Here is a 12,529-nt window from a genome sequence, read left to right as displayed (position 1 = left end):
ATGGTGACGTTCGCGCAGGCGCAGGAGCGCGGGGAAGAGTGGGTCAACGGGGACGTTCCGGCGTACCAGCACCGTGAGGTGCGGGTGCGGGAGTTCGGGCTCGGGTTCGTGGTGTGGGCCGAGGACCGTGCGGACGGGCCGCGGTCGGACGGGGGTGGGCAGCGGTTGGTGCTGGCCCGGGACAGCGGTGAGGTCTCGTTGTGGCCGTCGCTGCCGGTGGGCGAGGTGATCCGGCGGTACGAGGAGGAGTACGGGCGTCCGGAGGGTGAGGTCGCCGACGCGGTGCCGGCGCCGGCGGCTCGGGTGGACCTGAATCAGACGTCGTTCCTGTTGTCGCCGCCGGAGTGGTTGCAGGAGGCGGCGGACCGGCTGGGGATCGGGGAGCGGGAGCGGGAGCAGGGGCAGGGGCGGGGGCAGGGGGCTGCGGAGGGGCAGGGGGTCGGTGGGTCCGGTGGGTCCGGTGGAGCTGGTGGAGCCGGTGGGGCCGTGACGCCTGATCCGGCGCTGCCTCAGACGCAGGCCGGGGTGCCTGTGGATGCGGGGGCCGGTGCTGGTGCCGGGGTGAGCTCGGGCTCGGGCTCGGGGGCTGGTGTCGGTTCGGGTGCTGGTGTGTCGGTGCCTTCTGTTCCGGGGGCGCCCGCCGTGCCGGTCGGGGCCACGCCCTGGACGGGTACGGACACCAACGCCGATGCGGGGGACGACCGTTCCGTTCCCCTTCCCGCGACGGTCTTCGCGCCGCCGTTGAGCGGTTCCGACGACGAGGTGCGGCCGCCCTCGTCCCAGCCCGACGCCAAGACGGCGCTGATCTCCGGCGGCAGCCAGCTCCCGCCGACGGCGGTGGCGCCGGCGCTCGGCAATCCGAACGCGCCGGGTGGTGCGCAGGGCGCGCCGGGCGCGCCCCCCACGCCGCCTGCGCCTGTGCCTGGCGCGGGTACGCCGAGTGGTGGTGTGCCGGGTGGCACTCCGCCGCCTCCCCCGCCTCCGTCCGGTGCGCAGTCGTACGGCTATCCGCAGGGGCCCGGTGCTCCGGGGGTTCCCCCGACTCCGCCTCCGGGAAGTCCCGGGACTCCGCCTCCGGGTGGTGCGCAGGGCACGCCTCCACCGGGTGCGCAGTCGTACGGCTACCCGCAGGCTCCGGGTGCGCCGCAGGGGCCCGGCGCTCCGGGTGCACCGGGCGCTCCGGGTGCCGCGGGCGCCCCGCCGCGGCCGCTGGCGCCGCACGCCGGTGACATCGCCGACGCCGCGACCAGCAAGGCGGCGCCTCCGCGCCGTGGGCGTGGTGGTGGGGCGACCCCGCCGCCCCCGCCGGGAGTGCCGGGGACGCCGGGTGCGCGGCCGGGCGCCACGCCGCCCCCGCCTCCTTCTCCGCCCTCCTCCGGCGCTGGTGTGCCGGGTGTGCCTGGTGTGCCTGGTGCTCCGGCGGGCGGCTATGTGCCGACGCAGCTCATGTCGGAACTCGGCCCCGACGGGCCGGGGGGACCGGGTGTTCCGGGTGCCCCGGGCGGGTCCAACCCGCCCGGTCCGCCCAACCCGCCCAACCCGCCCGGTGGGCCGGGACAGTCCGGCCCGCCGGCCCCGCCGACTCCGCCGAACGCTCCCGGCGGCACGCCGCCGGTCGGTGTCCACCATGCCGCCACGATGCTGGCCGATCCCGGTCGGATGGGTCCGGGTGGGGTCGCGCAGCCCCCGGGCGCTCCTGGTGCACCGGGGGCTCCCGGCGCTCCGGGTGCACCGGGGACTCCGGGCGGACCGCACGCGCCTGGCGTCCAGGGTGCTGCGGGCGTCCCCGGTATGCCTGCTGCCCCGGGTGGGCCCGGCTCCTCGGGGGGCGCGCGGGGTGCCGTTCACCATGCGGAGACGATGTTGGCCGCGCCCCCGTCGGGCGGGCCGGGCGTGCCCCCGCCGCCGCCTGCTCCGTTCGCCCCCGGCGTTCCGGGTGCGCCGGGCGCCCCTGGGATGCCTCCGGGCGCCCCGCAGCCGATGCCTCCGGGTGCCGTGCCGCCTCCGGGTGCCGTGCCTCCGCCCGGCGCGATGCCTCCGCCGGGTGTGCCGGTGCCGGGGCAGCCGGCGGCGTACGGGTATCCGCAGCAGGGGCAGCCGACGGTCGGCCCCGGTTACCAGGCCGTGCTGCGCTACCGCGCGCAGGACGGGTCGGAGCAGCAGCTGATCCGGCGTTCGGCGCCGGGGACGCCGCACCCGGAGTGGCAGATCTTCCACGAGCTGCGGTCGATGAACGTGCCGCCGGACCAGGTGCTGGAGCTGCACACCGAGCTGGAGTCCTGTGAGCTGCCGGGGGCGTACTGCGCGCGGATGATCCGGGAACAGTGGCCGCAGGCGCGCATCACGAGCATCGCCCCCTACGGGGCGGATCACGCGAGCCGGCAGCAGGGGATGCAGCAGTTGCTGGCCCATCAGGGCGAGCTGCACCAGGTGGCCGACGGTCCCGCGCGCCCCGCGCCGGTGCGGGCGCCGTTGCCGCCGGTGCAGCCGGCGCCGCCGATTCCGCCGGAGGCGGTGGCGCAGGAGCTGGGGGCGGCGTTCGGGCCGGGGCTGTTCCGGTTCGAGCAGGCGGCGGTGTCCCGGCAGGGGGTGCCGCCGGTCGTGGCGCACACGCTGGTGGTGGCGGGGCTGCCGTTGGACATGGGTCCGTTCTTCTGGGCGCAGGCCCAGCCGGGGCGGCCGGTGCCGACGCTGGCGGAGCTGGCGGCGGAGCGGGGGGTGCAGCCCGCGTCGGACGCGGGTTCGTACCTCGTCATGGGCAGTGACTTCGGCAAGGCGATCTGTGTGCAGTACGGGACGGCGAACATCGTCGCCGTGCCGGTGGAGGCGGGGCCGGGCGGGGCGCCGGTGCCGCCGCAGTTCGTGAACACGGGGCTGCCGGAGTTCGCGCGCTGCCTCGCGCTGCTCGGGCGGATGTGGCGGCTGCGGTTCGGTCTGAACCAGGAGCAGGCGGGCCGTTGGACCGTCGACTTCCAGGCCCAGCTGGCCGCGCTGGACCCGGCGGCGCTCGGTTCGCCGGAGAGCTGGTGGTCGGTGCTGCTGGAGCAGATGTGGGACGGGCTGCTGTGAGGCGTACGCCCCGCTGACGTGTGCAGGAGGAGGGCCGGGCCCGGTCGTACGACCGGGCCCGGCCCTTTCGCGTCCGGTGCCGCCCGTAGCCCGCGCCCGGAGTGTCGCGTTATGAACACTTAAGTCCGATACATCAAGATATGCGGGAAATCATCATTTCGCGTCTTTTTGGTGGAGAGGGGCTACAGGATGAGCAGCGCCAAAGTGTCAACGCCCGGGTTCGTGACTGTTCTCGGGCGCGGCTACCGGCCCAAAGAGGTCGACACGTACACCGCCGCGCTCTCCGCCGAACGCGATGCCGCCTGGGAGCGGGTCGCCCGGCTCACCGTCCTCGTCAAGGAGATGACGGTGGAGGTCGAGCGGCTGCGCGAGACCGTGCCGCAGCTCGCGCCGCAGACGTACGACAGCCTCGGGGAGCGCGCCCGGCGCCTCTTCCAGCTCGTGCAGGAGGAGGCGTCGGGCGTGCGGGAACAGGCCCGGCGTGAAACCGCCGAGCAGGTCGCGCAGGCCGAGGCGCGCGCCGCTGCCGTGCGCAGCTCGGCGCGGGAGGAGGCGGAGGAGCTCCGCACGGAGGCCAAGGAGCAGGCCCGTCTGCGGCTGATCGCCGCGCGCGCCGAGGCGCACGGCATCCGGGTCGCCGCCCGGAAGAAGGTGAAGGAGTTCCGTGGCGAGGCGCTCACGGGGCTGCGCGATGTGCGGCAGCGCACCGCGGGTCTGCTCGTCGAGCCGAAGTTGGCGCACGCCGAGCGGCTGGAGGCGCTGGAGCGTGAGGAGGCCGAACGGGCCGCCGCCTTCGACGCGCAGCACGCCCGGTCGGTGGCCCGGGCCGAGGAGGCCCTGGCCGAGGCGGAGCGGGAGTTCGCCGAGGCGGAGGAGGCGTCCCGGCGGCGCCAGGAGGAGGCACGCGTGCGTGCCGCCGAGATCCTCGCCGAGGCGCGTGTGCGCAAGGACCGCATCGCGCGCGAGACGGAACGGGTGCTGCGCGAGCACGGCGAGCGGTGGGACCACGTGCAGGCGCACATGGACTCGGTGCGCAACAACCTGAGCGCGCTCACGGGGCGCGTGGTCGAGTAGCCGGGCCGCTCCCTCCTGGATTCCGGTTTCCGGTTCCCGGCTCCCGGTTCCTGGCTTCCGGCTCCCGGTTCCCGGCTTTCGGTTCCTGGCCTCCGGTTCCCGGTTCCCGGCTTTCGCTTCCCGGCCTCCGGCTTTCGGCTTTCGGCTCAGGTCCGGCTCCCGGCTCGCTCTCCCCTCAGCCCTCCCTCCGCACCGCCCCCGCCAGGATCCACCCCTCCACCGCCTCGTACCGGCGCCGCTGCTCCTCCGCCTTGCGGCGGCCCGAGGCGACCGTCCCCAGCCAGCCGAGGGCGAAGCCGAGGGGGATGGTGACGAGGCCGGTGGTGGTGAACGGGAACCAGTTGAAGTCGGCGTCCGGGAAGGCGGCGGCCGGGGAGCCGGAGACCAGGTTGGTGCCGGGCATGATCAGCAGGACCGACAGGGTGCCCCCGATGAGGGTGCTCAGCAGGCCCGTCCGGGTGTAGCGGCGCCAGAAGAGGCTGTAGACCAGGGCGGGGGCCAGGGCCGAGGCGCCGAGGCAGAACGACAGGGTGACCAGCGGTTGCAGACTGCGGTGCTGGACCTGGGCGGCCAGCAGGATCGTCGGGCCGCCGACGGCCAGGGCGGACAGGCGGGCCAGCAGCATCTCGCGGCGCGGGGACGTCTCCCGCGCGCGTGCCGCGAGGACGTCGTGGGCGAGGGAGTTGGCGCAGGCGAGGATCATGCCGGCGACCGAGGCGAGGACGGTGAGGAAGATCGCCGTGGTCACGGTGGTGAACAGCAGTGTTTCCGCCGTGGACGGCGCCTGTCCGAAGGCGGCCCGGGAGCCCAGCAGATAGGCGGTGTTGCCCTGCGGGTCCGCCTGGGCGATCGCCGCGCGGCCCACCAGGGCCGTCGCACCGAACCCGACGACCGTGATGACCAGCACGAACAGGGCCACGCCGGACACCGCCCAGGACATCGAGCGGCGCACCTGGCGCGCGGAGGAGGCGGTGTACATGCGCATGGTGACGTGCGGCAGGCACGCGCCGCCGAGCACCACCGCGAGCTGGGAGCTGATCATGTCGAGGCCGGGCTGCGGGCCGGAGGAGAACTGCGGGCCCGAGCGGAGGAACGCGTCGCCGATCCCGCTGCCCGCGGCGGCCGCGTCGACGAGGGCGCCGGGGTTCCAGTCGAAGCGGTGCAGGACCAGGACGGCGACTACGGCGCCGGAGCCGAGCAGCATGACGATCTTCATGATCTGGATGAGGGCGGTGCCCTTCATCCCGCCGATCGCCGCGTAGCTGATCATCAGCACGCCCATGACGATCATGCAGGCCGTCTTCAGCGAGTCGCCGGAGAAGCCGAGGAGGAACGCGAGGAGCTGGCCGGTGCCCGCGAGCTGCACCAGCATCATCGGCAGGAGCGCGACGATCGTCACCGCGCACGCCGTGATGCGTACCGCGCGGCCCGGCAGGCGCCGGGCGAGGGCGTCCCCCATGGTGAACCGGCCCGCGTTGCGCAGGGGTTCGGCGAGCAGGAACATCAGCAGCATCAGCGACAGGGCCGTGCTCAGTGCGAGGACGACGCCGTCGTAGCCGTACAGGGCGATCACGCCGCCGGTGCCGAGGACGGTGGCGGCGGAGATGTAGTCGCCGGCGACGGCCAGGCCGTTGCGCAGGGGGGACAGGGAGCGGTAGCCGGTGTAGAACTCGTCGAGGTCGTCCCGGTCGGGGCCCGTCAGCACGCACAGCAGCAGCGTGACGGTGACGACCGCGGTGAACGCCACGAGGGACATGGCCTGGGTGTCGCCGCCGAGTTCGGCGAAGGTGCCGGCGGCGGACCGGACCCCGTCGCCCCGGGTCATCCTGTCGCCCTCTCGTGCCGGGCCGCGCGCTTGGCGTCGAGCTCGGACTGCTTGCGGATGCGGTCGGCGAGCGGGTCGACGCGGCGGCGGGCGGTGTGCTCGTACACGGCGATCGCCAGCCAGGTGACGGGGAGCTGGAGGAGGGCGAGCAGCAGACCGGCGGGGAGGCCGGCGACCCTGGTGGTCGTCAGGGAGGGCGCGAAGGCGGACAGGAAGAGGAAGGGGACGAAGTAGCCGAGCGCGGTGAGGGTGGCGATACGCCGCTGCCGGCGGTAGGCGGTGCGCAGTTTCCGCAGGTCGCTGTGGTGGCCGAGCGGTGTGTGGCGGACGGGGGGCCGGCGGGCGGGTTCGGGGGCGGGCGGTGGTGGCTGCCAGGGGTACGTCAGGTGAGGCGGCGGGGATGCGTCGTGGGTCATCCCGTGTCTCCTTGCGTGGCTCGGGTCCGGGGCGGCGGCGGACCGCAGGGAGGTGAGGGGGCACGCACGTTACCCGGGAGTACGCGTCTGTGCGAGGGTTTCGGCAAACTGAGCGGTCGGTATGCGCTTGCTGTGTCCCACCGTTACTGAGCTGGGGTGCTGCCCCGCCCGCGCCGCCGCTCCCCGGCCCGCGCCGCCGCTCCCCGGCCCGCGCCGCCGCTCCCCCTACCCGCGCCGCCGCTCCCCGGCCCGCGCCGCCGCTCCCCGGCCCGCGCCGCCGCTCCCCGGCCCGCGCGTCCGTGCCGCCCGTGCGCTCTCAGTCGCCCTGATGGGTGAGCACCGGGAAGCGGCGCGGTGCCACCAGCAGCAGGACGGCGAAGGCGAGCGCGGCGGCGCAGGAGGCGCCCAGGTAGACGGCGTGCACGGCGTCCGCGACGGCGCGCCGGGTGGCTTCCTGCGCCGGTCCGGAGGCCAGGGCGCCCGTGACGGAGTCCAGGTCGCCCGCGCCGCCCAGACGGGTCGCCAGGACGCCGTTGGCGACGGCGCCGAACACGGCCGCGCCGACCGTCTGGCCCGTCTGGCGGCAGAACAGCACCGACGCCGTCGTCGTGCCCCGCTCCGACCAGCCGACCGTCGACTGCACCCCGACGATCAACGGCAGCTGGAACAGGCCCAGCGCGGCGCCCAGCAGCAGCATCAGCACCGTCGGCTGCCAGGCCTCGCCCGGATACGGCAGGAAGGGGAACGCCAGCAGCACCAGCGCGGCCGCGCCGATGCCGAGCAGGGCGGTGTCGCGGAAGCCGATGCGCCGGTACACGTGCTGGCTCAGCGCGGCCGACACCGGCCAGCTCAGCGTCCACACCGACAGCACGAACCCGGCGGACACCGGATCCAGCTCCAGCACCGACTGGGCGTACGTCGGCAGGAACACCGTGGGCGCCACCATCAGCAGACCCAGCGCGCCCAGCGCGAGGTTGACCGCCGCGATCGTACGGCGGCGCCAGACCCAGCCGGGGATGATCGGCTGCGCGGCACGGCGTTCGACGACCACGACGAGCCCGGCCAGGGCGAGGCCCGCGGCGAACAGGGCGAGGGACGGCGCCGACAGCCACGGCCAGGCCACCCCGCCCTGCACCAGCGCGGTCAGCAGCACGCCCCCGCACGCGAACACCGTCAGCGCGCCCGCCCAGTCGACGTCGGCACGCGCGCGAGGCGTCCCTCCTGAACCGGCGTCGGCACGCGTGCGAGACGTTCCTTCCGGACCGGCGTCGGCACGCGCGCGAGACGTCCCTTCCGGACCTGCGTCGGCACGCGCGCGTGCGGGGGACTCCCGTCGGGGCTCGTGGAGGTGACGCACGATCAGCCACAAGGCCACCGCGCCGACGGGCAGGTTGACCAGGAAGATCCATCGCCAGTCGGCGTACGCCGCCAGCAGACCGCCCACACCCGGCCCGGCGACCGCGGACACCGCCCACACCGTCGACAGCTTGGACTGGATCTTCGGGCGTTCCTCCAGCGGGTACAGGTCGGCGGCGAGCGTCTGCACGGTGCCCTGGAGCGCTCCGCCGCCCAGACCCTGCACGACACGGAACGCGATCAGCGCGCCCATGTTCCAGGCGAGCGCGCACAGCAGTGAGCCCAGCAGGAACAGTACGGTGCCGGCCACCAGGACCGGCTTGCGGCCGAAGGTGTCGGAGAGCTTGCCGTAGACGGGCAGCGTGACCGTGACGGCGAGCAGATAGCCGGAGAACAGCCAGGAGAAGACGGAGAACCCGCCGAGGTCGCCGACGATCTGCGGGACCGCCGTGGAGACGACGGTCGAGTCGAGGGCGGCGAGCGCCATGGAGAGCATGAGCGCGGCGACGACCGCTCCTCGTCGTCCGGTGGCCGTGCCCTGGGCCGTGTGCCGTGTCGCGGGTCTCGTGTCGCCCACCGGAAATGCCCTCCCTGTGCGTCCCGTCGGGACCCGGCCGTGGCGCGCGGGCCCCCGCCGGACGTCCGTGTCCCTTGCAGCCATCCGTCCGCCACAGCTTCCCACTTGACCCTGACGCGGCGGGAGGGTGGAACCTCGGGTGGGCCCGAAGGGGGGAGCCGACCCGGAGGGGGAGTCCGTCCGGCGGTGGAGTCCCCCTAGGGGTACCTCCGTACAAGGGCTCGGGGAGCGGTCGTTCCGCCGGAGGACGAGAAGAGGCACTGCCCGTCCCTAACCTGGTCTCACGCCGCGGGGGCGGCCGTCCTCAGCTGTCGGGGTGGGGTTAACCCCCCGGGAAGACGGGCCCGAGCACCAGCGCGCCGGGCCCGTCCGCACCGACAGACTCAGTGACGTACCCAGCAGGACCGCATCAGCAGAACCGCACCGGCAGGACCCGTCAGTGGGGCCGCACCGGCAGGACCCACCAGCGGGGCCGCACCGGCAGGACCGCACCGGCAGGACCGTACGGCCAAGGCACCGGTGCATCCCGAAACATGACCGACATAGGAGACATACCGTGACATCGGCTGTGACCATTCCCAGGCACGGGGGTACTGGAGAGCGTACGGCCGTTGCCGCGCGGGCGCGGCAGGTCGTCAAGGCGTACGGCTCCGGGGAGACCCGGGTCGTCGCACTGGACCACGTCGACGTGGACATCGCCCGCGGCCGCTTCACCGCGATCATGGGCCCCTCGGGGTCCGGCAAGTCCACGCTGATGCACTGCCTCGCCGGACTCGACACCGTGACGGCAGGTCAGATCTACCTGGACGAGACCGAGATCACCGGCCTGAAGGACAAGAAGCTCACCCGGCTGCGCCGGGACCGGATCGGCTTCATCTTCCAGGCGTTCAACCTGCTGCCGACGCTGAACGCGATAGAGAACATCACCCTTCCGATGGACATCGCCGGACGCAAGCCCGACCGGGCCTGGCTGGACCGGGTCGTGGAGACCGTCGGGCTCGCCGGCCGGCTCAAGCACCGCCCCACCCAGCTCTCCGGCGGCCAGCAGCAGCGTGTGGCCGTGGCGCGCGCCCTCGCCGCCCGCCCCGAGATCATCTTCGGTGACGAGCCCACCGGGAACCTCGACTCGCGCGCGGGCGCCGAGGTCCTGGGCTTCCTGCGCCGCTCCGTCGACGAGCTGGGCCAGACCATCGTGATGGTCACCCACGACCCGGTGGCGGCCTCGTACGCCGACCGCGTGCTGTACCTGGCCGACGGCCGGATCGTCGACGAGATGCACCAGCCGACCGCCGACCAGGTCCTGGACCGCATGAAGGACTTCGACGCGCGGGGGCGTACCTCATGACCGTCCTGAAGACGTCGATGCGCAACTTCCTCGCGCACAAGGGACGCATGGCCCTGTCGGCCGTGGCGGTCCTGCTGTCGGTGGCCTTCGTCTGCGGGACGCTGGTCTTCACCGACACGATGAACACCACCTTCGACAAGCTGTTCGCGGCCACCTCCTCCGACGTCACGGTCAGCGCGAAGAACGCCTCGGACACCGGTGAGACCACCTCCGGCAACGGCAGGCCGCCGGTCGTACCGTCCGGCGTGCTCGGCGAGGTCCGCGCGGCCGAGGGCGTGAAGTCCGCGGAGGGGACCGTCTTCTCGACCTCCGTGACCGTCGTCGACGCTGGCAAGGACAGCCTGTCGCCCACCAGCGGCGGCCCCACCATCGTCGGCAGCTGGAACGGCAACGACGCCCGCACCATGGAGATCACCGACGGCGCGGCGCCCACGACGGCCGACCAGATCATGGTCGACGCGGACACCGCCGATAAGCACGGCCTGAAGCTCGGCGACGAGATCGCCGTGATCAGCGCGGTCGGCACGCACACCGCGCACATCTCCGGCATCGCCGCCTTCCAGGTCACCAACCCCGGCGCGGCGATGTTCTACCTGGACACCGAGACCGCGCAGAAGACCCTGGTCGGCGCGTCGGACGTCTACACGAACATCAACGTCACGGCCGCGGCCGGGGTGAGCGACGCGCAGCTGAAGAAGAACGTCACGGCCGCCCTCGGCGGCGCCTACAAGGTGCAGACCGCCGAGGAGGTTGCCGACGCCAACCAGCAGAACGTCGGCGACTTCCTGAACGTGATGAAGTACGCGATGCTCGGCTTCGCCGGGATCGCCTTCCTCGTCGGCATCTTCCTGATCATCAACACCTTCTCGATGCTGGTCGCGCAGCGCACCCGCGAGATCGGCCTGATGCGGGCCATCGGCTCCAGCCGCCGGCAGGTCAACCGCTCGGTGCTCGCCGAGGCGCTGCTGCTCGGAGTCGTCGGCTCGGTCCTCGGCGTCGGCGCGGGCGTCGGCATCGCCGTCGGCCTGATGAAGCTCATGGGCATGACCGGCATGAACCTGTCCACCGACGACCTGACGGTGGCCTGGACGACCCCGGTGATCGGCATGGTCCTCGGTGTGGTCGTCACCGTCCTCGCCGCCTACCTGCCCGCCCGCCGCGCCGGCAAGGTCTCCCCGATGGCCGCCCTGCGCGACGCGGGCGCCCCGGCCGACGCCAAGGCCGGCGTCGTACGCGCCGTCCTCGGCGTGCTGCTCACCGGCGCCGGTGTCTACGGCCTGTACCTGGCCACCGCTGCCGAAAAGGCGGGCGAGGGCTCCCTCTGGCTGGGGCTGGGCGTGGTGCTGACCCTGATCGGCTTCGTGGTGATCGGCCCGCTGCTCGCCGGTGGCGTGGTCCGCGTCCTGGGAGCCGTCCTGCTGCGCGCCTTCGGCCCCGTCGGCCGGATGGCGGAACGCAACGCCCTGCGCAACCCGCGCCGCACCGGCGCCACCGGCGCCGCCCTGATGATCGGTCTCGCACTGGTCGCCTGCCTGTCGGTGGTCGGCTCCTCCATGGTCGCCTCGGCCACCGACCAGCTCGACAAGTCCGTCGGCACCGACTTCATCGTGCAGAGCGACAGCGGCCAGCTGATCACCCCGCAGGCGGTCCGGGCCGTGAAGTCCACGCCGGGCCTGGAGCGGGTCACCGAGTACAAGCTCCTCGACGCCGATCTGACCACCCCCGACGGCAGGACGTCCAAGGGACAGACGATCAACGCCGCGGACCCGTCCTACGCACAGGACGTGCGCACCGAGACGGTGGCCGGCGACCTCGCCGACGCCTACCGGCCCGACTCGATGTCCGTCTTCGAGGGCTTCGCCGAGGAACACGGCCTGACGCTCGGCTCCCCCGTGAAGGTCGACTTCGAGGACGGGACGACGGCGACGCTGACGGTCCGCGCGATCACCAGCGACGAGGTCGTCATCGACAAGGGCGCCATGTACGCCTCCGTCGCGACGGTCGCCGAGTACGTCCCCGCCGACCGGATGCCGCTCGACGCGCTGGTCTTCGCCACGGCGGAGGAAGGGCGCCAGGACGCTGCGTACGCGTCCCTGAAGTCCGCGCTGCACGACTACCCGCAGTACACCGTCCGCGACCAGACCGACTACAAGGAGGCGCTGAAGGACCAGATCGGCCAGATGCTGAACCTGATCTACGGCCTGCTGGCCCTGGCGATCATCGTGGCCGTCCTCGGAGTGGTGAACACCCTGGCCCTGTCGGTGGTGGAACGCACCCGGGAGATCGGTCTGATGCGGGCGATCGGCCTGTCGAGGCGGCAGCTGCGCAGGATGATCCGCATGGAGTCGGTCGTCATCGCCCTCTTCGGTGCCCTCCTCGGCCTCGGCCTGGGCATGGGCTGGGGCGCCACCGCCCAGCAACTCCTCGCCCTGGAGGGCCTGACCGTCCTCGACATCCCCTGGCCGACGATCACCGGCGTGTTCGTCGCCTCGGCCTTCGTGGGCCTCTTCGCGGCCCTGATCCCCGCCTTCCGGGCAGGCCGCATGAACGTCCTGAACGCGATCGCGACCGACTAGGCCCCCGCCGCCGCGACGGGAGAGCCGGCGCCGAAGAGCCACGGGGGCTCCTCGGCGCCGGCTCCACGCGTCCGGGGCATCACCCCAGCCCGTCCGGCGTTTGAGGACGAGGCCCGTTCAGGGCCGATCGGGGGTTCCAGGGGGCGGAGCCCCCTGGGGACGGGACGGGAAGGGGCGGCGGGGGCGAAGAAACCCCCCCCCCCCCCCCCCCCCCCCCCCCCCCCCCCCCCCCAACCCCCCCCCCCCCCCCCCCGGGCCCCGGCCCCCGGCCCCCCCCCCCGCCCCGGGCCC

7 protein-coding genes are annotated in these 12,529 nt (G+C 73.6%); 4 read left to right on the top strand and 3 right to left on the bottom strand.

Annotated features, from left to right (window positions below):
* Complete coding sequence (locus ACFYWQ_RS34870; RefSeq protein WP_389522207.1) at window positions 1–3,069, top strand: SUKH-4 family immunity protein; 3,069 nt, start codon at window positions 1–3, stop codon at window positions 3,067–3,069.
* 189 nt (window positions 3,070–3,258) lie between these two features.
* Entirely contained in the window at window positions 3,259–4,143 is an 885-nt protein-coding gene (locus ACFYWQ_RS34865) for a cellulose-binding protein (RefSeq protein WP_389522206.1), read from the top strand.
* A 175-nt stretch (window positions 4,144–4,318) separates the two neighbouring features.
* Here the strand turns inward: ACFYWQ_RS34865 and ACFYWQ_RS34860 are convergent, their stop codons facing one another.
* The 3 genes from ACFYWQ_RS34860 to ACFYWQ_RS34850 form a co-directional block, all read right to left on the bottom strand.
* Complete coding sequence (locus tag ACFYWQ_RS34860; protein WP_389522204.1) at window positions 4,319–5,968, bottom strand: cation acetate symporter; 1,650 nt, start codon at window positions 5,966–5,968, stop codon at window positions 4,319–4,321.
* A complete protein-coding gene (locus tag ACFYWQ_RS34855; protein WP_389522202.1) occupies window positions 5,965–6,384 on the bottom strand; it encodes a DUF485 domain-containing protein in 420 nt (139 codons plus the stop codon). The genes ACFYWQ_RS34860 and ACFYWQ_RS34855 overlap by 4 nt, the downstream gene beginning before the upstream one ends.
* Window positions 6,385–6,700: 316 nt before the next feature.
* Window positions 6,701–8,317: an MFS transporter gene (locus ACFYWQ_RS34850; protein ID WP_389522200.1), complete on the bottom strand. Its 1,617-nt coding sequence runs from the start codon at window positions 8,315–8,317 to the stop codon at window positions 6,701–6,703.
* Window positions 8,318–8,873: 556 nt separating this feature from the next.
* Here ACFYWQ_RS34850 and ACFYWQ_RS34845 point away from each other — a divergent pair.
* Window positions 8,874–9,662, top strand: coding sequence for an ABC transporter ATP-binding protein (locus ACFYWQ_RS34845; RefSeq protein WP_389522199.1), 789 nt, complete (start codon window positions 8,874–8,876; stop codon window positions 9,660–9,662).
* Window positions 9,659–12,238 carry an ABC transporter permease gene (locus ACFYWQ_RS34840; RefSeq protein ID WP_389522197.1) on the top strand — a complete coding sequence of 860 codons (2,580 nt, stop codon included), beginning with the start codon at window positions 9,659–9,661 and terminating at the stop codon, window positions 12,236–12,238. The genes ACFYWQ_RS34845 and ACFYWQ_RS34840 overlap by 4 nt, the downstream gene beginning before the upstream one ends.
* Window positions 12,239–12,529 lie beyond the last annotated feature (291 nt).

This window comes from Streptomyces sp. NPDC003247, from assembly GCF_042888135.1.
GTDB lineage: Bacteria > Actinomycetota > Actinomycetes > Streptomycetales > Streptomycetaceae > Streptomyces.
This window is presented reverse-complemented; position numbering and strand designations above follow the sequence as displayed.